Genomic DNA, 20948 nt, shown 5'->3' on the forward strand with positions numbered 1-20948 from the left:
TTTTCAGGACGTTATCGCAATCGCAGGCAGAGATTTGGTTTGCGCTTAAACCTAATTGCTGGCTTGCTGAACTACGAACTGGCACATGCCTCCTGATTCATGCAGGAGGTCTATTGAGTAAATCACCCATAACCTCAAAGGATTTTTCATTAGGGGAGCATCATGACTAGGGAGAATAGGCGATCTCCTATTCTCAAACTCTGCCAAGCATCCGTCAACCACTATCTAAATTGATAGGTTATGGCTTTTTTGGATAGGCGATCGCAGAGTGAGACAATTGAATGAGTGGAAGATGAGTGGAAAATTTCAGTTCATGCCTGCAAAACCCTCTGAGCCATATCAACCTTTTCTTCTCCGTATTCTGCATGGCTTTACTGGTCTTTTCGTAATTGCTGCGATTTTGACCGCTTTCTGGACATACGATGTCTACGATGGGCGATGGGGAAGAATTCCCTTGCCAGAGTTAAAGGAAATAGAAGGAATTCATGGCACGTTTGGGCTATATGCCTTACTTGTATTTCCTCTATTTGCTCTATATGCTTTCCATCGTGGACACAAAAGACTTATCCAGCAGGATTTTGTGGCAAAACTTGGACAGTTGGGTAAACCTGTATGGTGGTACACGCTGCATCGAGTTATTAACACCCTTGCTATCTTGGCACTGACTTTTGCCGTTTTCTCTGGCAAGATGATGGATGAAAATTGGTTGCCAAGGGGAGAGCTTAATCATGGTTGGTATTATGCTCACCTCATTTCATGGGTAGTGATGGTTGTCTGTATCGCCTTGCATCTCTTAATGAGTGCCAAGGTAGGAGGAATTCCCCTTCTCTTGTCAATATTAAGTTACCAGTTCCGCCCTAAAGATAGTCCCACTTTGTGGCGAGAAAATATTCTTCAATGGTGGTCTGGTTGGCAACCGACTTTTGCTAAAGAGTGGTTGAAACTGTCCTTTCCTCTCAAAGTTTTAGAGATTCTCGTGTTGATGAGCCTAACTGCTGCTTGGATTGTTCCACTCTTTAAGTAGCTGCATAATCTCTTACAACAATCCCCGATAATGAATAAACACCAAAATAGCTGCCCAAGAACCCAACGCGACTTTTACTGCAACTAGGATATTGAGCAGGGGGATAACCCCGCCGCTGAAAAGTGCGCCCAACTCTCCGTGCGGTAATTCGTATCCGGCTAGAGTGATAACCGACAGGACAATGAAAATCAGAACCGAAACCTTCTCCCATGTCGCAGCGTGCCAGCGCTTGTAGATTTCCTGCATCCACTCGGTTGATGAGGTAATCGCAACAAGACCGATCGCCGTTCCACCCGCCACTCCAGCCGCAAAACCACCGCCGGGACTCAGATGCCCCCGAATCGCCAGTTCGATACCCACCAACGCAGCAATGGTCGCTCCCAGACGCGCCATAACAATCGAGGGTTGATCGGTGAACTGATAGATCGCGCAGAATGGTCGTTCGTTCGCCAGCAGATAATGGGCACCCATTACCGCGATCGTAAATACCACCACTTCAAAGATTGTGTCATACAGCCGATTCCTGAGAATGACAGCCGTAACTGCATTAGGTACTCCACTCTCTTGTACAAGCGTTTGGACGATCGAGAACGATAAGTCCGGTTCCGGATTGGGCATGACGAGGAATTTGACAAACAGCGCTATCGCCGCTGCAATATAGACCCATTTCATTTGTATTCACCCCCTGAGTCTGCTGCATTTACATAGGTTAGGCTTGTTGCTGGTGACGAAAGTTCGGTTCGCATGATGTCATAGAGCCGTCGCACCCTAGTTGCCATGTGATAAGGTTGCTGTTCGTCCTCACTCGCTACAGGCTCTTGATTCTCGTAGTTTCGTCTGCCACAGGTGGCATGGACTTCTTTCTCCATCAGTGCTCGGTGCAAAGCCTGCCTATTCGTGTACGGGACAACCTCAAGACGCATATAGTGTTTGCCGAAAATTGTTCGTAAGTCATCCATCAGTTGCCCTAAATGGGACTCGTCATCTGTCTTGATCGCCCCGTCTTCGAGTACACCAAGACGCATCACCAGTGATGAACGCACTGCGATCGCATAAAGTGTAATCGCGAGCAGAGTGCCCATCAAGGCTTGGGTCAAAGCAACATCCGCCGCTCCCAAAACCGCAAATACCAATGTTGCTACCGCTCCCTGTATTCCCTGGATTACGAGGGCATGGTAGGGATTGGCCTGAAGTATCAGCATGAGTGCGGACAACGGCATCAGGGCGGTTATGACATAGATATAGCTATCATTCATCGCTTCCTCCCGTGCTGGAAGAGTATGCCAATACATAGCCCAGCACTGTATTCCAAATTGCTAAGGTGATAATGCCAAGGATGAGCAACGGCCATTCGCTAGGTACCTTCGGAAGGAGCAGTCCGACAATGATGAGCATCGAGCCGAGGGTATCTGCAACAGAAAGAGTATGCAGCTTGAATAGTACCGAGCGATCGCCGATCAGGGGGAAGGTTCCCCAAAACCAGAAGAAAATTCCTATACCTATGCAGATATAACTAAGTGCGGTGATCATACTTCATTCAAACGTTTAAGGATTTGTGCCAACAACATTAATCCGGCATTACCCACACTCAGGATGATGACTCCTACAACACCGAGCATCCAATCATCCCGTAAGACCGATACAACCAGGAGTATGATTGATGCTTTAGTGGCGACACTGGCAAATGCCAACATTTTTTGCCAGATATTCTCATCCTGCCAAGCCTCGTACATAGGTATGAGCAGAGCCAGAATCATTGCAATCAGTGCCAAGTTCAGTGCCAAGTTCATGCCTTTCTCCTCCGTCGCACCCAGTGGACTTCGTACCAGCCATTTTCGTGGTACTTCAAGACAATGCTTGTGGGCGTAAAGGTGATCAGAAATATATCCAGGAAGATGAGTCCAGGTGTCCGTCCGGCTTTGACTTGTTCCATCGTCACCTCTTCGTAATTGTGGGGACGGAGGATCATTTCAAAGGCTTCCTTATATGCCTGTGGAATTGCCACCAGAGTTTCCCACAACGCCCGCAGCCAGTCCTTTAATGCGCCTGGGGCTTTGGGACGCCCCGGTAATAAGAGTGCGATGCTGATACCGATGATGATATTTGCCACACTCAGATTAGCGGTGAGCAAAAACCAGATGGCCAGTCGCAATATCAGATTCAGATATCCAATCATGCCATTACCATCCAGAAAAGCAGGATCAACATTAGACTCATCCCTCCGATCAGATGCTCAAATTCCTCGATCACACGGGGCAGTTTGAGTACTGCTCGTTTAAAAATCAACAGATACGCCACCCAACCAAGGCCAATAGTTGCTAGTGGTTTCACGATATTCGCAAGGGTATAAGCCTCGTAATAGACAACGTTTGCCGCAAACAAACCACCGAGCAGCAGGCTCACTGCTAGCCAGAAACCGGGCTTTACTGCCTCCTCGCCGTCCGGTTTATGCGGCAAGAATATGAATTTGGCAAACGAGATTGCTGTTCCCAAAGCCGCAATGTTCATGGCGATCGCTTGCCAGGACAGTAAATTTTTCGTCGTCAACACCTTCGCCCCAAAGCCGGATAACAAGGGAAAGCCTGAAATCGAGAAGCTGGCGATAACTAGAGCAATCCAGACTGTTGTATTGATTGGCTTATGTTGCAGTTCCTTGAAGTTTCGGCTCGGTAAAGCACCTGCAATCAGGAAGAGTGCCGATTTGACCAGCCCGTGAGTCAGTGCATAAAAGCCACCTACGGCTGGGGCAGCGAGGATAAAGCCTAACTGCGAAACCGTATGAAACGCCAGCATCCGCTTGGCATCCTTTTCAAAGACGGCATAGAACACGCCGAGCAGTGCTGTCCCAACTCCGAAAATCCGGATGAGTGGATCGAGTTCATCCACCATTAGCGCACAACGCACTAGCGGATAGACTCCAGCTTTGACCACAACTCCCGACAGCAACGCCGATACTGGTGTCTCCGATTCGGAGTGGGTCAACGGTAGCCACAATCCCGATACAAAGATTCCCCCTTTAATCAAGAGTCCCAGAAAGATAAGGGCTAGCGCCTCCGGTGGTGCCCCGCGCAAACTTGCAAAACTAAACGAATGATTGGTCTGATAGGCAAGCACCGCGCCCACCAGATAAAACAGCATTGCCGTGTTGCTGATAAACAGATAGCGCAAGCCAACCCAAATCGAGCGATCGGTGCGAGTATAGGTAATCAAGAGAAACGCGGCAATCCCGCTCACCTCTAACGCCACGTATAAACTGATAAAGTCTGCACAGGCGAACGCGGCATTGAGGCTGCCATGCAAAATGATGGCTTGTGCATAAAAGAAAGTCGTCTTATCGCTGTGCCAACAGTAGAGGATGACTGCGGCTGTTACCAGCGCATTGGTCAAGATAAAGTAGCCGCTTAACTGATCGACTATTAATGTGACGCTGAAATGATCGAGTAACTCTAGTTTCAGGGGCGACTGTTCGACAAATAGCTGCAACGCATACGCAGCTGACGCAAATGCCGTGAACAGTGCGAGGGTTTTGTCAAGTTTGGGGAACAGATAGATGGTGAACCCCAAGAAAAATGGTAGTGCGATCCATGCCAGGGTAATGGTATTCATGGGGTATTGCTCTTCTCGATCTCGTTGGTTTCCAGGGTGGGATTATCCCGTGCCAACTTCATGACACCGACCAGCATTAAGCACTGAATCGAAAAGCCAATCACAATCCCTGTCAATATGACCGCCTGGGGGACGGGATCGGCGTAAGCCCCATTTGCGGCGTCTGAAATAATGGGTGTGAATAAACCATCTCGTGATGCAATCAGCACGTAATAGGCGATAACGCCTGTACTCATGACATCCATAGAGATGATCTTCATAACTAGGTTCTTTTTAAGGATGATGCCGAGAAATCCGCACAAGATTGTTGCGAAGACAAATGCTTCTAACACGGGAATTGCCTATGAGTAAATGCCTGTTAAATGGTGCTAAAAGATATATAGCACTTTTTAATAGTGCCGGAAAGTATTGACACTATTGAAAAGTGCCAGGGTAAACTATAGACTCATGCCACACTAACTTGTTGGTTTGAGCTTGCGATCGGGTAGGATAAAACACGCAGCAATAGCGGTATGACAGAATCGATTGGCAAATCAATGCTTAACCTCAGCCCTGGCTCGTCCACCGATACAGGTGGCGGCTTGCCAACGAGTCAAGGCCTGCTGCCAGAAGGTTTCTACACTTGGGAGCGGGACGCTAAAGCCGTGAATCTTGTGGATTTATCAGCACCGTTTCAATTAGTTGGGCGGCAAGGGCAATTCCAGCGAATTACGCAGGTTTTAGCGCGTGATGGCGACCTGCTAATTACTGGAGTGCCGGGAAGCGGACGGCGGACTCTGGTACGGCGCGCAGCTCAGGAAGTTGGAATTAAAATCGTGGAGGTTGACTGCATCCGGGTTACTGATGGTCAGCGCTTCGTGCAATTGCTGTGCGAGAGTATAGATCAGACGTTTCAAAGTGCAACGGCTCAAGCTTTCATCAGAGAGTGGATTGAACGCAAGGCATCTGAATTATTTGTCCTGAAAGATGAAGCAAGTGGCAGGCAGCGACTGAAACCCGTTCGCGCAGAGAATAAAGAGCAGCTTTGGCAAGCATTTGAAGCATTACTTTATCTCCTGCAACAGTTAGCGGAGTCTTCGGGGAAACGGGTGGTGCTGATTTTGGAAAGCTTCCCCCACATTCGCTCTTGGGATCGCAATGGAATGTGGGAAACGTTTTTGAGGAACGAGATTCAGCGTCAGACTCAGGTGAGTTATGTATTAATCGCCACGATCGCAGAAACTAGTCTTCATCCTGATGAACCAGGCAACAGCTTGGAAACCATGCAGTTGGCTCCCTTATCGGACGATGTTGTCGCTGCCTGGGTTCAGGCAGTTTTGCATGGCGAAGGGCTGACTTTCGATCCGCGATCGCAAGCGCTGGAACTCTTTGTCAATGCGGTGCAGGGACACTTAGGCGATGCTTCGGCACTGGTGCGACGCCTCAAGTCGGTACGAGTTTCTGACGGGCTAATTCGCGATTGGCACGTCCAGCAGGCAATCCAAGAACTACTAGCCGACCTATCGATGGTCTTCGAGTCATTACTGATGCTGCTTCCAGCTAACCAGACGCATCTGTTGGAGTCTCTGGCGTTAGATCCCACTGACAAGCCGCAAAGTCGAGATTACATTCACAAGCATTGCCTGTCTAGAGGGGGGAGTCTTCAAGGTGCGATCGCGGGATTGCAGCACAAAGGCTTGATTTATGGCTCCGAACAAGGCTATCGATTAGCTCTACCTCTGTTTGCATTGTGGCTTCGCCAACGCCTCAGTTGATACCAAATTTAGTAGACCGAAAAATGAGAGCGATCGCTTAAGGGGGTAGTCAAGATGTCAGGTGACTGAATGCTATATTCAGCCTATCAACGCCTATCTGTGAAGGTAGCATTTATAACTCAAGAACTAATCGACCTAAGAACTAGCATCTTAGAAGGACCCTATGCAGATGCTTTGGCAATTGTGCATGAGCTGGAGGGGATGAGTCATGAGTAAACAAGCGATCCTTTGTAATATCGAAGCGTGTCTGGTCACAATGCTGACTCACTTGATTCAAAACCAAGTTGACCAGTGTTTAACTAATTCCTGGGCAGCTTTAATTTCAGATTCTCTCCAGCAAATTCAAACATTAAATCTCAAAGAGAATAAAACGTCTTACTACATCGAGCAAGATGAATGGAAGCCTTTTCTAGAAGAGGCAATTGAGGCAGCACTTCGTCCGGCAAATATAGAAGCTATGGATTATTTTTATCATCCTTGCCAACTTGCAGCGTCGGTGGATAGAACAGATTTAATAATGACGGCTCAGAGATTGCTCGATTTAACGTATGAACATTCGGCAAAAACTTTACCAGCAATCATTGATGAGAATTTAGTTCAGCTACCAGGTGGGGAAGAGTGGAAAGAGGGTAGGCGATAAAATAACACTCTTTGAAGGGAAGCGATCGCTGTTTCGGGTTGGTGGATACAATAACAGCGATCGCTCACAAGCATTACTTGTCCAGAGGGGGCAGTCTCCAAGGCGCGATCGCCCGATTGCAGCACAAAGGCTTGATTTACGGCTCCGAGCAGGGCTATCTTGTTCATCATGCTTCTGGTTCGACCACAAGGATTACTGGGGCGATCGCGCCTCACAAAAGTCTAGTCCTGAAAAGTATTCGATAATACTCAGGTAAAAAGAGCTTTCTATTAGGACTGCCCTCAGAGGACTAAAGATGAGAGGTTTTACCTTGCCTGTGAAGTTGTTAATTGTGGCGATCGCCCTCTCAAGCTTCATTCTAATCAGTTGTGTCCCAGCACCCCTGAAACCCTTACGGATTGGTACCAATGTTTGGCCTGGGTATGAACCTCTATTTCTGGCTCGCGAACTGGGATACTACGGTAAAACCCCGATTCAATTAGTGGAGTATCCCAACTTCGACCCAAACAGAGCTTACCGGAACGGTGAAGTAGAAATGAGCGCCACACCGATGACTGGGTTTTTGCCATTAGCGCCGACTCATCCAGATGTCCGTGCTTGGCTAATTATGGATATCTCTAATGGTGCAGACGCCATTGTAGCTAAACCAGCGCTGGCGAATCTGCAAAGTTTAAAAGGGCGCAGGGTTGGCTTTGACAGGTCAATGCTGGCACCATTTGTCCTGAGTCGTGGCTTAGAACAAGTCGGTCTGTCACTCAAAGATGTCAAGATTGTCCCTGTGGAGCTATCGGAGCAGGAGGAGGCGTTCAAACAAGGTCGCGTTGATGCCATTGTCACCTTTGAGCCATACCGCTCCAATATACTCAACGCCGGAGCCAAGTTACTCTTTGACAGCAGCCAGATTCCTGGTGAAGTAGTCGATGTGCTAATTGGCAGTGAGTCGTTGTTGACGACGCATGCTACTCAATTGCAGGTGTTAATCCAGGGTTGGTTCCGCGCTCTCGATTATATTGAGAAAAATCCCGAAGATGCCGCTCGTCGAATGGCACGGCGACAAGGAATCACACCCGAACAATTCTTATCATCCCTCAAGGGGCTTCAGCTCGTCACCCTTGAGGAAAACCAGAAACTCTTGGGAAAAACCAATTCTGTGTTGCTCAAGGGAACCCAACGGTTATCCCAATTCTTGGTTGAAAATAACATACTGAAACAAGACGTAGACCTTAACCCTCTGCTCGATGACAGACTGGTTAGAGATGTCAAGCCCTAAAGCGTAGACCGATTGCAACACTCAACATACCTTTATGAAAAAACTACAGATGCCTACAGTTAATATCAGATTCATCTGTGTTTATCTGGGTTAATCTGTGGTTCATGCCTCCAGGCAAAACTATTTTTGCAAAAAGTCTACCTATGCATCGCTTCCCCTTTCCTCTGCGGTTTTCGATTCCAGGGATTCTGTTAGTGTTCGGCAGTGTGTTAGGTTTGGTTTCGTTTCAACGGGAAGTCTCTCAGTCCTTCTCCCGTACCGAAACGATTATCAGACAGCAGGCTGAATTTTCTGCAAGTCAAACAGCAACATTACTAGAGTACTTGTACAGAACGGCTCAAGGTAAGGGTGCCCATTTAGCGATCGCTCAGATTGCTCCCGCTCCTAATCTGCGGTTAGCTTTGCTTTGTGATGAAAATGAGCGAGTACTCTTGTCAACTCGTTTTGACTTGCAAAATCGCTTAATCAGCAACACTCTAGCAGCCTCCAGCTTATCAGCGATCAAAGAAGTCCAGCAAACTCAGTCAAAGCAGGTAATTTTCTGGGACGATAGACAAACCCTCAGGGCAATTTATCCAGTGCTTTTGGGAGCTTCGCCTGGAGAAATCCTACCGTCGAGGGTAGCTGTGTTGTTGTTGGAGTATGACCTTTCGTCGCTAAAAGCTCAGGCATACAACGATGCTTTAGAGCGATCGCTAACCTACAGTGTTGCTCTCGCCGTGCTTTGTAGCATTCTCTGGTTCTTCTTTTACAAAACCTTGAACTTGCGAGTAGGCAAACTGGTTGCAGCTAGTAACAGCTTAGCGCAAGGAAATTTAGAAGTCCGTGCTAATTTAAAAGGCTCTGATGAACTGAGTCAGATTTCAATCGCTTTCGATCGAATGGCTGAAGAAGTTCAGAAGAATACAGAAACACTGCGCCAAAATGAAGAACTAAAACAAGCTTTAGACAAGCTAAAACAAACCCAAGCACAACTGATTCACGCCGAGAAAATGTCTAGCTTAGGTCAACTGGTTGCGGGAGTTGCTCATGAAATCAACAATCCTGTTAATTTCATTCACGGCAATCTTCTTTATGTCAATGACTACACCCAAGACTTACTCAGCCTGGTTCATCTCTATCAGCAACACTATCCGAATCCCGTTCGTGAAATTGTCGAACAGACTGAAGAGATGGAGTGGGAATTTCTGGCTGATGATTTACCCAAGATGCTCGCTTCTATGAAAGTTGGCAGCGAACGCATCCGTCAGATTGTCCTTAGTTTGCGGAACTTTGCCCGTCACGACGAGTCAGAACTTAAAAAAGTTGATATTCACGAAGGTATTGATAGCACTTTATTAATTTTAAAACATCGATTGAATGGGGAGAGAGATTCTCCCAGTATTGAAATTATTAAAGCTTATGGAAACTTACCCAAGATTGAGTGTTATGCTGGGCAGTTGAATCAAGCGTTTATGAATATTATCAATAATAGTATTGATGCTTTATCAGAAGCAACAGGTAATGAAAAAAAACAGATTTTTATTCGCACTTCCATTAATGAATCAGATTGGGTAGTGGTAGCGATCGCCGATAATGGATCAGGGATGAACCAAGAAATACAACAGCGGATATTTGACCCGTTTTTTACTACGAAACCAGTAGGAAAAGGCACGGGATTAGGATTATCTATTAGCTATCAGCTTGTGGTAGAAAAACATAACGGTCAATTAAAATGTATTTCTGCTCCCGGAGAAGGAGCGCAGTTTATCATTGAAATTCCCGTGCGACAAAAAAGCAGAGAAGCTGGGAAAATGGGGGAATGAGGAAATAGTAAATGTCAGATTTTATTAATAACTATGGCTTCTTAATCGTTTCGATGATTTTAGGAGCAATTCTATGACTTTCGGTTTACTTGCCGCTGATGGGGGGTCAACTATCTCTCGCGACTCCGGGATTCTATGCTTTGGGGGGTTATATAGCAGCAATTCTATCAATTCAGGTGTTTAAGTTCAGCGGCAATTTATTCGCCGTCCCATTTTTATTGTTAGAAATGCTGGTGGCAGCTTTAGTCTCTGGAGTCCTCGCGATCGCACTGGGAATCCCAGTTCTCTGATTGCGGGGAATTTTCTTAGCAATTGCCACAATCGCCTTTGTCGAAATTCTACGAGTTTTGGCTTTAAACTTGGAGATTACAGGTGGTGCTGTGGGGATTTTTGCCATTCCTCAACCCTTTCAATCTCAAAAAGATGTTACCAGCAATCATTGATGAGAATTTAGTTCGGCTACCAGGTGGGGAAGAGTGGAAAGAGGGTAGGCGATAACAGTGGCTCTCTTGCTGCTCTGTTTGAGGTTTATGGTATGGCTGTTCTGCATTGGTGCTAATGTTGTTTGTCTTGCGTAATTTGAATTTGTGCCAGAACAGGCGTGGAATGAAGTTTGTAAGTCTTGAGATTGTAGAATCCTTTGCTGAATCAGTTCAGCCTCAGTTCTTCAATTTCTTCAGCCAACTGAACAGCGCCATTGTCGAGATAGAGGCAAAACCTATCTACTACTTTCCATGTATGCAGCATGGCTGATACACGGTTTTCTCCAGACATGTAAGGAGATTTTCCGTGACGTTGATTCCCAGCTTCATAAGATTTAGTCAAAGCATCGATCCAACTTCTATCTATACGCAGTGAATTCCTCAATCGCTCCCAACTTGGTTTATCTGTATCGCGATCTTGCGGTTCGTAAAAGTGCTGTCTAATGCTCTCAATTGCCCGAAAACAAAAGAATCCCGTATCATTCGGTTCCCTAATAGCTTCTCTCAGGTTTGCAAGAGCGCGGCGGAGTGGTTGTGAATCGCGTGCTAACAACCACACTTTCTCAAATGCCAAAGGACGTTCACTTTGAACTTCAAAGAGTTCACGTATCCCAACACCAAATACTACCGATTGGCCAGTATTGAGTTCTACAACTGTTATTATCTCAATATCGTATCCATACCCGTGAATGTAGTTGAGCGTATCTACAAAAGTCCTGATTGCGTCTCTTACATAGTTTCTTAAGGACAGTAAGTCGAAATTTCCACTTAAATTCTTAATTGTGGCTGATACTTGAGAGTTGCAAATTGAAATAATGACCCAGCATCTACAGCGTGCATTTGTAATGGTACAGGAACAGCAAGGTTAATGTCACAAAGGTCTGGTACTAATCTCCCAGTGAATACATAATCACTCATAAGTTGCTATCTTCTTTGTAAGATGGGGCTATCCATCTGAACATCCAATGTTGTCAAGTTCCTCACATTCGCCCAATGTGCGATCGCATCTCCTCTCTTAGGCAACGATAAGAGCGATCGCATTTTGTCTAACACTTTTTGAAGGGAAGTGATCGCAGTTTCGGGTTGGTGGATACAATAACAAGGCTACCGACTGGCTCTACCTCTGTTTGCGTTGTGGCTTCGCCAGCGCTTGAGTTAAAGAAGGCAGAGGGCGGAAGGCTTTTACTCCTAAGAAACACATTCCTTGGTGGCGCGTTGGGGATTAGCGGATGATATATAGCATTGAGGATGAAACTTTCACCTTATACATCCTGACAGTAGCTCATCGTAGAGAAGTGTCCGAGAGGTGAAGGAAGCGATCGCTTTCATGTTCTCAAAAGAGCGATCGCTTCCTACCACCGGCAAGAAACTAAGATTTTTTCTTAGTGCTAGTGGTTGCTGTCGTTTTTTTAGCGGTTGTCTTTCCAGTGGTGGTCTTTTTGGCAGATGTTCCACTCTTAGTGGATTTGCGACTAGATTTTGTTGTGGAACCTGCCTTCGCTGCCAATGCTTCCAGCGCTTTTTCCATCGTCAACCCTTCCACAGATTCCCCTTCTGGCACAGAAGCATTCGTCTTCCCATGCTTAATGTAAGGGCCATAAGGGCCATCGTAGATATTCACGGGTTCCCCATCAGTCGGGTGAGTCCCCAGTTCTCGTAACGGTGCCTTAGACTTGCTGCGAGTCGCGCCGCGTCCCTTTTTCGGTTCAGCTAGAAGCTCAATTGCACGTTCAATGTCAATTGTCAATACATCGTCACTGGCTTTCAAGGAGCGATATTCTTTGCCTTCCTTGCCTTGGTCGTGGACGACGTAAGGGCCAAAGCGTCCCAATCCTGCCTGGACTTTGCCGTTAGTTTCTGGGTGAATGCCCAAAGTCCGCGGCAGAGATAGCAAGCCAACTGCCATATCCAGCGTCACGTCCTCAATCGTGACACCCTTCGGAAGAGAGGCGCGTTTGGGTTTTTTGTTCTCCTCAGTGGCATCACCCAGTTGGACGTAGGGGCCGTAAGTGCCAATCAGCACGTAAATCGGTTCGCCGGTTTCCGGATGCAAGCCGACTTTATCGGGGCCTTCTGTTTTCTGCTGTAGCAGCGTCTCAATTAGCTCAGCGTGGATGTCTGAGGGGGTCAGATCCTTAGGCAACGAGGCTTTTACTGGCCCAGAGTCCTTTTCAGCTTCAATGTAGGGGCCATATTGACCAATCCGGACTTTCGCCCCACCGAGATCGTCCAATTCGATAGTACGGGCAGATGTGGCATCAATCCCCTTTTCCCTTTCCTTGACTTGGGTTGCCAGACCCATTTCTCCGAGATAGAACTTTTTCAGGTATGGCAGCCATTTGGCTTCCCCAGTGGAAATTTCATCTAGGGTTTGCTCCATCTTGGAGGTGAAGCTGGGATCGACCAAATCGGGAAAGTGTTGTTCTAGCAGACTGGTGACGGCAAAGGCGGTGAAGGTGGGAACGAGGGCGTTGCCATTCATCTGGGCATAGCCTTTCTCGATAATCGTGCCGATGATGCTGGCGTAGGTACTGGGACGCCCGATGCCTTCACTTTCCAGGGTCTTAACGAGGGAAGCTTCCGTGTATCTTGCCGGTGGCTGAGTTTCGTGACCGATGGATTCTAACTTTTTGCAGGTCGGGCGATCGCCTTTTTTGAGAGTTGGTAAGATGACTTCCATGTCTTCTAGTGCTGCATGAGGATCGTCCGATCCTTCCACGTAGGCGCGTAAGAAGCCGTGAAAGTCAATCCGTTTGCCGCTAGCCCGAAAACCGGCATCTTCGACTTGCAACTGCACGGTAATTTGAGTTTGACGAGATTCTGCCATTTGGGTGGCGACAGTGCGCTTCCAAATCAGGTCATATAGAGCGAATTCCCGACCGCTCAAGCCGGTTTCCTGGGGAGTGCGGAAGCTGCTACCGGCGGGGCGAATGGCTTCGTGAGCTTCTTGAGCGCCCTTGCTTTTCGTCGTGTACTGGCGGGGTTCCGGGCTGAGGTATTGCTTGCCGTACATTTGCTCGACACAACTGCGAGCCGCAGCGATCGCTTGTTGCGACAAATGCACTGAATCTGTCCGCATATAGGTAATATACCCCTGCTCGTACAAACTCTGGGCAGTTCGCATCGTGTCGCGGGCAGATAAATGTAGTTTCCGGTTCGCCTCCTGTTGGAGCGTCGAGGTGGTAAACGGCGGTAAAGGTTTGCGAGTAACCGGACGCTCTTCTAAGTCAGCCACCGTCCAGGTTTTATCTGCCAGTCGCGCCTCTAAACTTCTCGCTTCCGCTTCCGAGAGCAGAATCACATTCCGTCCGGCAATAATTTGTCCCGTGGCTTCATCAAAATCGCTGCCAGTGGCAATTCTCGTCCCCTTGAGAGCGACAAGTCGCGCTTCAAAGGGTGTCTTGTCTTTATTTAAACTTGCCTTGAGATCCCAGTAACTGCCTTGGCGGAAGGCTCGACGTTGACGCTCTCGATTTACCAACAGCCGCACTGCTACCGACTGCACCCGTCCCGCCGATAAGCCATAGGAAATTTTCTTCCACAACAGCGGCGACAGCGTATATCCCACCAGCCGGTCTAATATCCGCCGCGTCTCCTGAGCGCGAACCACCTGCTCATCAATATTACGGCAGTTCTTGAGAGCGTCGCGGATGGCTTCTTTGGTGATTTCGTGGAACACCATTCGCTTGATGGGAACCTTTGGCTTCAATAGCTGGAGCAGATGCCAGCTAATGCTTTCGCCTTCTCGGTCTTCGTCAGTTGCCAACACCAATTCATCTGCCTCTTTCAGGGCATTTTTCAGGGCGGTGACAATCTTCTTTTTGTCGTTGGGGACGACATACAAGGGTTCAAAGTCCGCATCCACATTTACTCCCAGCTGCGCCCATTTTTCCCCTTTGTAGGCTTCGGGAATTTCTTTGCTGGATTGGGGCAGGTCGCGTACATGACCCATCGACGCCTCGACCCGGTAGCTGGAAGGCAAGAATTTACTGATGGTGCGTGCTTTGGTGGGAGATTCGACGATAACGAGGGTTGACATGGGAGCTTGGAGAAATAGCAGCTGGGCTGAACAGTTAATTTAAATACTTTATGTCAGATGTCAAGAGCGATTGAGAGGATTTTATGCGGAAAACCGACGAGTGAAGTCTCGATTCTGGCGTACCAAGCTTGACGAGAGCCGGTTCCAAGAATGGCGGTCAATCCCATTTAGGGACGATTCGCTCTCCCAAAGATAACTCGCTTTTTTAGAGCCGCTCGCAAGAGAGCTGTTCGCGCCAGACTTAATTTAAAGCTATCTCAATGTTTAACTTATGGAGGATTGCAATGGCGACCTCCCTAAGTATTTGAGTTGTGCCAGAATGGATGCCAACATCAGGCTGAAACAGCTTAGCAGCATTTGGAGGAGAACCGATGCAACCCATTCGACAAGGCGATGTGATTTTACTCCCCGCACAGCAAGCCGAGGGACAAAAGCTATCTCACCTGACTTTAGCCAAAGGTGAAGTGACGGGACACAAGCACCGCATCAGCGACGGACAAGCAGAACTGTACGAAAAAGATGGCACGCTTTATCTGCGCGTCTTCTCAGAGACGGCAACTTTAACCCACGAGGAGCATAACGCGATTTCTATTCCCCAAGGCAGCTGGATGGTGCGAATTCAGCGGGAATACGAGCCTCAAGGATGGCGATATGTCGCAGATTAAGATTGATAAACTTACGCCACAAGAAGCGCTGATTCCAGTTTATCGCCAGAAGTGGAGAGCGATCGCTTTCCACCGAGCCAATCGACCGAGAAGAAGCCGCAGAAGTGGTAAAAGCCGCCTAAACCGAATAAATGAACCAGCTCCTGATTGATGATTTGCTATTTAACCAAATATTTCGCGACCCGCTCACAGGTTTATTGAATCGGCGTTATATGTTTGCATTCTTGCAGTGGCAGGGGTGTCGAGAAAGAAGTCAGCAATTATTAGGTCTAATTCTGCTAAATATCGATTGGTTTCAAAGGTACAACAATTTGGTTGGTTTCTCAATAGGCAATTTCTTCCTGCAAGAATTGGGGAGCTTCTTACAAAGAAATATTCCTAACTCAGCGATAGCCTGCCGCAAAGGAGGTGATGAATTTGCAGTAATTTTGCCAGAAACTTCCCTAGAAGATTGTAGGCGACTAGCCGAGCAACTTAGGGAAGGAGCTAAGCTACTATACGTAGATCCGAATTACTACATTCATCGTTGCACTGTCTCTGCGGGAGTAGCAGTTTGCTTTCCAGAGCCTGAATTAAACTGGCAGGAATTAATTAAAGTAGCCGAGCTTGAGACAGATAAGGCTAAATCCAACGGACGCGATCGCGTGGAAGGTCCCATCCAATTCTCTATGAGAACCGAATCGTTTTTAGAAGAGACTTATTCGGAATCCAAGCAAGTAATAATCAAGGATGCTAGTGGATTTTTACAAGACTTACGAGCTACAGAATTAGATTCTTGGGAGGAATATACTTTACTCCAACTTAATTTATTGAATTATCCGGTTAATTTGTTACAGAAAACCTGCCCAATTACAGAAAAGATTGATATTTTATTTTTAACTTCTCAATTTGAATCAGCGAGGGAAACTGTTAAGTCTATTGCTGCCTTGAATGGCATTGACCGAGACACCCAAAGACAAGCCTATTGGCAGTTACAGCAGTTTGCAGGATGGACTTGGCGCTACTTTGATACACAAAATATAGTCAGCGAACGCCCTATAAAAATCTCTTTCGATAGCCAAAATCGCCTCCATGCCGAAGGAGAACCGGCAATCCAATTTGCTGATGGATATAATTTTTACTCCTATCACGGCGTAACATTACCAGAAGAATACGGCAAACTGCACCCAAGTCAGTGGCAGGCGCAATGGCTTTTAGAAGAAGACAACGCTGAGCTGAGGCAAGTATTAATTCAGGGAATTGGCTACAGTCGAATCTGCCAAGAATTACAAGCAACTAAATTAGATTTTTGGCAAGAATATACCTTATTAAAAATAGATAATAAGCTCGATGTAGAGCCAATATATTTATTAAAAATGACTTGCCCCAGTACCGGACACATTCATGCCTTGCGCGTTCCGCCTAATATGAAATCGGCGCGTGAAGCGATTCGCTGGGTGAATTGGGGAATCGATCCTGAAGAATTTTCTGTACAAACCTAAAACCCTCTCCAGATGCGAGAAATCGCTTCTCTACAAAATGTGGGTTTTGCTCCTTAGGGGTTCATTTCTCCAAACGCGATCGCGCTTACAGCAAACTCCGCACAGGTAACGTAAATCCAGGCACCACATCCTCACCACTCAAAACCGCTGTAGCGGGATATTGGGTAACTGAGCCATCTGGACGATACACCCAAGCTTGCTGATTTTGACGGTCAAACAACCATCCCAAACGTACTCCGTTATCGATATACTCGCGCATCTTGGCCTGGAGCGTTTCTAAACTATCAGATTTAGAACGAATTTCGATAACAAAATCGGGAGCCAAATTTAAAAACCTATCTTCTTGCCGATCCCAATCTTCTGCCAAGCGTCCTTGAGCAACAAAAGCAGCATCCGGCGATTTAATCGCTGTATTCGCTAACTTGAACCCCGTACTGGGACCAAAAACATCTCCTAAATCGTGAGTTTCCACCCAATTCAGCAGATAAGCCACTGCTTTCGCCTCTCGATTCCCAGAAATTCCTCCAGTTGGCGGCATAATTACCAATGACCCGTCAGCGTTCCGCTCAAATTGTAAATCTGGATTTTTAGAACTGATGAGCATCAATTCTTCATCAGTTACAGTAGCCCAAGAAGACTGTACCATCGGTTTTTGCCCTTGCAGAATCTCGAAAAAATCAATGGCGTCATCGTTACAGAATCGAAGACACGCGATCGCCATACTGAGATTTTAGCGACAGCGCGATCGCGCGTTGCGCTGACAAGTCAGTTCGCCTCTTTCCTGCCTTTTTTCCTTGTTCTTAGCGTCTTTGGGGTTCATGACGCCAAAAGCGATCGCCCTCATCAATAATCCAAGCAACCCCGAACGCCATAAAATTAAATAATATTAAGAGTCTCAGTCTCTCTGCCTAAATACCCAAAACTATATATCTCATGAGTTTTGCTGAACTTGCAGCCCAGTTGAATGTTGGGACAATCTGGCCTGAGGGGATTTTAATTGTCACCCTTTTGGCAGTTCTCGTCGTTGACTTGATTATCGGACGGTCGTCCTCGCGCTTCACCCCCTATATCGCGATCGCGGGTCTACTCGCCTCTATCGTCGCCTTGTACTATCAATGGGGGAACACGAACACCATCGGCTTCTTGGGTAGCTTCAACGGCGATGCCATGAGCGTCGTCTTTCGCGGCATCGTTGCCTTGTCTACCGCCGTCACCATTTTGATGTCGATCCGCTACGTAGAGCAAAGCGGCACCTCCCTGGCAGAATTTATTGGGATTATGCTCAGCGCCACCATTGGGGGAATGATTCTGTGTGGTGCAGATGAGTTGGTGACGATTTTTGTCGCCTTAGAAACCCTCAGTATCTCGTCCTACCTGATGACGGGATACATGAAGCGCGACCCCCGTTCCAATGAAGCAGCGTTAAAATACCTGCTGATTGGCGCTTCGAGTACAGCAATTTTCCTCTACGGTGTCTCGCTGCTGTACGGACTATCGGGAGGAGAAACGAAGTTGAGCGCGATCGCTACTGGCATTTCCAGCGCGAACGCTGACTTATCCTTAGGACTGCTGATTGCATTAGTCTTTGCGATCGCCGGGATTGGCTTCAAAATTGCCGCCGTTCCCTTCCACCAATGGACACCCGACGTTTACGAAGGTTCGCCAACACCTGTTGTAGCCTTCCTCTCCGTCGGTTCAAAAGCCGCTGGATTTGCCCTCGCCATCCGCCTAATGGTGACAGCTTTCCCCCTCGTCACTCAAGAGTGGCATTTTGTCTTCACCGCCCTTGCAGTCTTGAGCATGATACTGGGTAACGTCGTTGCTCTTACCCAAACCAGCATGAAACGTCTGCTGGCTTACTCTTCCATTGCCCAAGCTGGATTCGTCATGATCGGTTTGATTACCGGCACCGAAGAAGGTTATGCCAGCATGGTGTTTTATATGCTGGTTTACCTGTTCATGAACTTGGGAGGCTTCGCCTGCGTGATTCTGTTCACCCTGCGAACGGGTACGGATCAAATTAGCGAATACGCGGGGCTGTATCAAAAAGACCCGCTTCTGACCTTGTGCTTGAGTATTTGTCTGCTGTCCTTGGGAGGGATTCCGCCCTTGGCTGGCTTCTTCGGAAAAATCTACCTGTTCTGGGCAGGTTGGCAGGCGGGTGTTTACGGCTTAGTCTTACTAGGGTTGCTCACGAGCGTCGTCTCGATTTACTACTACATCCGTGTCGTCAAGATGATGGTGGTAAAAGAACCCCAAGAAATGTCTGACGCCGTGAAGAATTATCCAGAAATTCGCTGGAATATATCGGGAATGCGTCCTTTGCAAGTGACTTTAGTGGTGTCGTTAGTGGTGACATCCTTGGCAGGGATTTTGTCTAACCCGTTGTTTACCCTGGCGAATAATTCAATTATCCGCACGCCAATGCTGCAAGCATCGGTGCATAACACAGTAGCGACGCAAGACCTTGCTCCCTTAGAATCTATGCTTCCTGCGGCTGACTCGGTTAGTCAAATTCAACCTCAGCTTGATTCCAGCGCCAAGATTTAACATCCTGGCGTCAAGGTTAAGACAAGGGATAAGCAGGACTCCTCATCGCCTAAAAAACGTAAAAAGTCCTTATCTTAGGAAAACCCGGCTTCTTGAAGAAGCCGGGTTTCTGGTATTTGGGCAAAATGTAGCGTGTATTTCGGCTTTCGAGCGATCGCATCCACCGGCGATGAGCATCCCTGGACGCTCATCAGGCGGACAGTTAGAATGAGCGCATAAATCTATCCCTAGATAGATGAGCAGATAAAACGATAGCTGACCCAAGAGGTTGTTTTATGTCGAATCTTCGCTATTCGCCCAAACTTGCTTACGTCCAGCATTCGACCGGCAAAAAGTTGAAATTAGGCGGCTATCGACCCGACACAAAGGATGCGAACGATAAGAAATACGAGGCGCATCGATTTCAAGCCGAAAAGCTGCCGCCAAGAGTCGATTTGCGTCACTACCTGACTCCGGTAGAAGATCAGGGGGACGTGGGAAGTTGCACGGGGAATGCGATGGCGGGAGCTTACGAGTACCTGGCAATGCGCCAACTCGGTACCGCTGGGGATGTGAGCCGGTTGTTTATTTATTACAATGCGCGATCGCTCGCCGGAGAAATTGAAGAAGACGCCGGAGCAACACTTCGCAATTGCATCCAGGTATTGCGAAAGATGGGCGCTTGTTCTGAGTTAACCTGGCCCTATCACCCAGAGCGGTTGTTTCACCGTCCCCACGACCAAGCTTATGAGGAAGCAACCCAATTCTTGATCGACGATGCTGAGCGAATTGACGTGGATTTGTACGCCATGAAGCATTGTCTAGCCGAGGGTTATCCGTTTGCCTTTGGGTTACAGCTTTTCGATTCGTTCATGAGGGAGGGAAATAAGGGGATTCCCATGCCCAACCCGGAGCGAGAGGAGTCTCAAGGCGGTCACGCGATGTTGTGCGTCGGCTACTCGGACAAAGATCGGGTATTTGTGGTTCGCAATTCCTGGGGCGCACACTGGGGAGACAAGGGATACTGTTACATTCCCTACGACTACATGACCAATCCCGAATATTGTGATGACTGCTGGACGATTCGCAGCGTCACCGACCTCGACTATAGCCGAGGCGTTTGGAGTGATGATGACGCCTCCTTTTTGGATGACATTATCCCGCTGATTGGCGATGCTCTCGATATTTCAGACGCCGACATCGGCAGTGACGAGGAAGAGTACGAAGAAGCCGTCGCCGAAGACGAAGAATATGTCGAAGAGGAAGATGAAGAATACGTCGAAGACGAAGAAGACATAGAAGCTGTCGCCGAAGACGAAGAATACGTCGAGGATGAAGAATACGAAGAAGCCGTCGCCGAAGATGAAGAATACGTCGAAGACGAAGAGGATATAGAAGCCGTCGCCGAAGACGAAGACGAAGAATCTGAAGGCGAGGAATACGACGAAGATGAAGAAGCTGTAGAGGAAGACGAAGAATACGTCGAAGATGAAGAGGATATAGAAGCCGTCGCCGAAGACGAAGACGAAGAATACGAAGACGAGGAATACGACGAAGACGAAGAAGCTGTAGAGGAATACGATGAAGATGTCGAGGAGCTAGACGAAGAGTACGACTCAGAAACCCTCGAAGAAGAGTAAAATCCGGAGAGCG

At 47.6% G+C, this 20948-nt stretch carries 21 protein-coding genes and 3 pseudogenes; 14 read left to right on the plus strand and 10 right to left on the minus strand.

Annotated elements, in window-relative coordinates:
- Both NDA03_RS21340 and NDA03_RS21345 read left to right on the plus strand, forming a co-directional pair.
- Positions 1-96, plus strand: a pseudogene (locus NDA03_RS21340) (IS5/IS1182 family transposase); the annotation flags it as partial.
- A gap of 217 nt (positions 97-313) precedes the next feature.
- The gene (locus NDA03_RS21345; protein ID WP_190435126.1) at positions 314-1024 is read left to right on the plus strand and encodes a cytochrome b/b6 domain-containing protein; all 711 of its coding nucleotides are present in this window, start codon (positions 314-316) and stop codon (positions 1022-1024) included.
- A 12-nt stretch (positions 1025-1036) separates the two neighbouring features.
- On the opposite strand, the gene NDA03_RS21350 is transcribed toward NDA03_RS21345, so the two are convergent.
- From NDA03_RS21350 to NDA03_RS21380, 7 genes are read right to left on the minus strand one after another with little or no spacing between them, the layout of a single operon-like run.
- Positions 1037-1696 carry a Na(+)/H(+) antiporter subunit B gene (locus NDA03_RS21350; protein ID WP_348239064.1) on the minus strand — a complete coding sequence of 220 codons (660 nt, stop codon included), beginning with the start codon at positions 1694-1696 and terminating at the stop codon, positions 1037-1039.
- Entirely contained in the window at positions 1693-2280 is a 588-nt protein-coding gene (locus NDA03_RS21355; protein ID WP_348239065.1) for a DUF4040 domain-containing protein, read from the minus strand. Before NDA03_RS21355 ends, NDA03_RS21350 begins: the two co-directional genes overlap by 4 nt.
- On the minus strand, positions 2273-2554 hold the full coding sequence (locus NDA03_RS21360; protein WP_348239066.1) for a monovalent cation/H(+) antiporter subunit G: 282 nt from the start codon (positions 2552-2554) through the stop codon (positions 2273-2275). The genes NDA03_RS21355 and NDA03_RS21360 overlap by 8 nt, the downstream gene beginning before the upstream one ends.
- Entirely contained in the window at positions 2551-2802 is a 252-nt protein-coding gene (locus NDA03_RS21365) for a hypothetical protein (RefSeq protein ID WP_348239100.1), read from the minus strand. The genes NDA03_RS21360 and NDA03_RS21365 overlap by 4 nt, the downstream gene beginning before the upstream one ends.
- A gap of 8 nt (positions 2803-2810) precedes the next feature.
- Positions 2811-3200 carry a cation:proton antiporter gene (locus tag NDA03_RS21370; RefSeq protein ID WP_348239067.1) on the minus strand — a complete coding sequence of 130 codons (390 nt, stop codon included), beginning with the start codon at positions 3198-3200 and terminating at the stop codon, positions 2811-2813.
- Positions 3197-4630 carry a cation:proton antiporter gene (locus NDA03_RS21375; protein WP_348239068.1) on the minus strand — a complete coding sequence of 478 codons (1434 nt, stop codon included), beginning with the start codon at positions 4628-4630 and terminating at the stop codon, positions 3197-3199. Before NDA03_RS21375 ends, NDA03_RS21370 begins: the two co-directional genes overlap by 4 nt.
- Positions 4627-4962: an NADH-quinone oxidoreductase subunit K gene (locus NDA03_RS21380; RefSeq protein WP_190435144.1), complete on the minus strand. Its 336-nt coding sequence runs from the start codon at positions 4960-4962 to the stop codon at positions 4627-4629. The genes NDA03_RS21375 and NDA03_RS21380 overlap by 4 nt, the downstream gene beginning before the upstream one ends.
- A gap of 312 nt (positions 4963-5274) precedes the next feature.
- Between NDA03_RS21380 and NDA03_RS21385 the strand changes: the two genes are divergently transcribed.
- From NDA03_RS21385 to NDA03_RS21410, 6 genes and pseudogenes are all read left to right on the plus strand, one after another.
- Positions 5275-6384: an AAA family ATPase gene (locus NDA03_RS21385; protein ID WP_348239101.1), complete on the plus strand. Its 1110-nt coding sequence runs from the start codon at positions 5275-5277 to the stop codon at positions 6382-6384.
- Positions 6385-6498: 114 nt separating this feature from the next.
- Positions 6499-7024: pseudogene (locus NDA03_RS21390) on the plus strand (hypothetical protein).
- A 41-nt stretch (positions 7025-7065) separates the two neighbouring features.
- The gene (locus NDA03_RS21395) at positions 7066-7269 is read left to right on the plus strand and encodes a hypothetical protein (RefSeq protein ID WP_348234448.1); all 204 of its coding nucleotides are present in this window, start codon (positions 7066-7068) and stop codon (positions 7267-7269) included.
- Between the two features lie 50 nt (positions 7270-7319).
- On the plus strand, positions 7320-8294 hold the full coding sequence (locus tag NDA03_RS21400; protein WP_348239069.1) for an ABC transporter substrate-binding protein: 975 nt from the start codon (positions 7320-7322) through the stop codon (positions 8292-8294).
- A 143-nt stretch (positions 8295-8437) separates the two neighbouring features.
- A complete protein-coding gene (locus NDA03_RS21405) occupies positions 8438-10099 on the plus strand; it encodes an ATP-binding protein (protein WP_242036965.1) in 1662 nt (553 codons plus the stop codon).
- Between the two features lie 11 nt (positions 10100-10110).
- Positions 10111-10518: pseudogene (locus tag NDA03_RS21410) on the plus strand (branched-chain amino acid ABC transporter permease); the annotation flags it as partial.
- Between the two features lie 229 nt (positions 10519-10747).
- Here the strand turns inward: NDA03_RS21410 and NDA03_RS21415 are convergent.
- Together NDA03_RS21415 and topA are read right to left on the minus strand one after the other, a co-directional pair.
- The gene (locus NDA03_RS21415; RefSeq protein WP_190529273.1) at positions 10748-11155 is read right to left on the minus strand and encodes a hypothetical protein; all 408 of its coding nucleotides are present in this window, start codon (positions 11153-11155) and stop codon (positions 10748-10750) included.
- Between the two features lie 795 nt (positions 11156-11950).
- Positions 11951-14620 carry a type I DNA topoisomerase gene (gene topA / locus NDA03_RS21420; protein WP_348239070.1) on the minus strand — a complete coding sequence of 890 codons (2670 nt, stop codon included), beginning with the start codon at positions 14618-14620 and terminating at the stop codon, positions 11951-11953.
- Between the two features lie 371 nt (positions 14621-14991).
- On the opposite strand from topA, the gene NDA03_RS21425 reads away from it, so the two are divergent.
- From NDA03_RS21425 to NDA03_RS21435, 3 genes are read left to right on the plus strand one after another with little or no spacing between them, the layout of a single operon-like run.
- Positions 14992-15285, plus strand: a complete 294-nt coding sequence (locus NDA03_RS21425) for a hypothetical protein (RefSeq protein WP_190412950.1) — start codon at positions 14992-14994, stop codon at positions 15283-15285.
- Positions 15272-15436 (plus strand): hypothetical protein, encoded by a 165-nt coding sequence (locus NDA03_RS21430; protein WP_190412952.1) that lies wholly within the window; start codon positions 15272-15274, stop codon positions 15434-15436. Before NDA03_RS21425 ends, NDA03_RS21430 begins: the two co-directional genes overlap by 14 nt.
- Positions 15417-16766, plus strand: coding sequence for a GGDEF domain-containing protein (locus NDA03_RS21435; RefSeq protein ID WP_190412949.1), 1350 nt, complete (start codon positions 15417-15419; stop codon positions 16764-16766). Before NDA03_RS21430 ends, NDA03_RS21435 begins: the two co-directional genes overlap by 20 nt.
- 85 nt (positions 16767-16851) lie before the next feature.
- On the opposite strand, the gene NDA03_RS21440 is transcribed toward NDA03_RS21435, so the two are convergent.
- Positions 16852-17412 (minus strand): Uma2 family endonuclease, encoded by a 561-nt coding sequence (locus NDA03_RS21440; RefSeq protein ID WP_190412948.1) that lies wholly within the window; start codon positions 17410-17412, stop codon positions 16852-16854.
- Positions 17413-17424: 12 nt separating this feature from the next.
- Here NDA03_RS21440 and NDA03_RS21445 point away from each other — a divergent pair, with 12 nt between their 5' ends.
- From NDA03_RS21445 to NDA03_RS21455, 3 genes are all read left to right on the plus strand, one after another.
- Entirely contained in the window at positions 17425-17616 is a 192-nt protein-coding gene (locus tag NDA03_RS21445) for a hypothetical protein (RefSeq protein WP_190435167.1), read from the plus strand.
- 83 nt (positions 17617-17699) lie between these two features.
- Positions 17700-19316 carry an NAD(P)H-quinone oxidoreductase subunit N gene (locus tag NDA03_RS21450; protein WP_190412947.1) on the plus strand — a complete coding sequence of 539 codons (1617 nt, stop codon included), beginning with the start codon at positions 17700-17702 and terminating at the stop codon, positions 19314-19316.
- Positions 19317-19591: 275 nt separating this feature from the next.
- Positions 19592-20935 carry a C1 family peptidase gene (locus NDA03_RS21455; protein ID WP_348239071.1) on the plus strand — a complete coding sequence of 448 codons (1344 nt, stop codon included), beginning with the start codon at positions 19592-19594 and terminating at the stop codon, positions 20933-20935.
- The last annotated feature ends 13 nt before the right edge of the window (positions 20936-20948 follow it).

Origin of the sequence: Trichocoleus sp. Lan, from assembly GCF_039961855.1 — a bacterium.
In the GTDB taxonomy this organism is placed as follows: Bacteria; Cyanobacteriota; Cyanobacteriia; order Cyanobacteriales; family FACHB-T130; genus FACHB-T130.

Bases quoted from the DNA above. Each gene is read 5' to 3' on its own strand.
- NDA03_RS21405 (WP_242036965.1), top strand. From the start codon at position 8,438: ATGCATCGCTTCCCCTTTCCTCTGCGGTTTTCGATTCCAGGGATTCTG.
- NDA03_RS21450 (WP_190412947.1), top strand. From the start codon at position 17,700: ATGAGTTTTGCTGAACTTGCAGCCCAGTTGAATGTTGGGACAATCTGG.
- NDA03_RS21360 (WP_348239066.1), bottom strand. From the start codon at position 2,554: ATGATCACCGCACTTAGTTATATCTGCATAGGTATAGGAATTTTCTTC.
- NDA03_RS21350 (WP_348239064.1), bottom strand. From the start codon at position 1,696: ATGAAATGGGTCTATATTGCAGCGGCGATAGCGCTGTTTGTCAAATTC.
- NDA03_RS21455 (WP_348239071.1), top strand. From the start codon at position 19,592: ATGTCGAATCTTCGCTATTCGCCCAAACTTGCTTACGTCCAGCATTCG.
- NDA03_RS21400 (WP_348239069.1), top strand. From the start codon at position 7,320: ATGAGAGGTTTTACCTTGCCTGTGAAGTTGTTAATTGTGGCGATCGCC.
- NDA03_RS21425 (WP_190412950.1), top strand. From the start codon at position 14,992: ATGCAACCCATTCGACAAGGCGATGTGATTTTACTCCCCGCACAGCAA.
- NDA03_RS21375 (WP_348239068.1), bottom strand. From the start codon at position 4,630: ATGAATACCATTACCCTGGCATGGATCGCACTACCATTTTTCTTGGGG.
- NDA03_RS21345 (WP_190435126.1), top strand. From the start codon at position 314: ATGCCTGCAAAACCCTCTGAGCCATATCAACCTTTTCTTCTCCGTATT.
- NDA03_RS21435 (WP_190412949.1), top strand. From the start codon at position 15,417: ATGAACCAGCTCCTGATTGATGATTTGCTATTTAACCAAATATTTCGC.
- NDA03_RS21430 (WP_190412952.1), top strand. From the start codon at position 15,272: ATGTCGCAGATTAAGATTGATAAACTTACGCCACAAGAAGCGCTGATT.
- NDA03_RS21355 (WP_348239065.1), bottom strand. From the start codon at position 2,280: ATGAATGATAGCTATATCTATGTCATAACCGCCCTGATGCCGTTGTCC.
- topA (WP_348239070.1), bottom strand. From the start codon at position 14,620: ATGTCAACCCTCGTTATCGTCGAATCTCCCACCAAAGCACGCACCATC.
- NDA03_RS21370 (WP_348239067.1), bottom strand. From the start codon at position 3,200: ATGATTGGATATCTGAATCTGATATTGCGACTGGCCATCTGGTTTTTG.
- NDA03_RS21440 (WP_190412948.1), bottom strand. From the start codon at position 17,412: ATGGTACAGTCTTCTTGGGCTACTGTAACTGATGAAGAATTGATGCTC.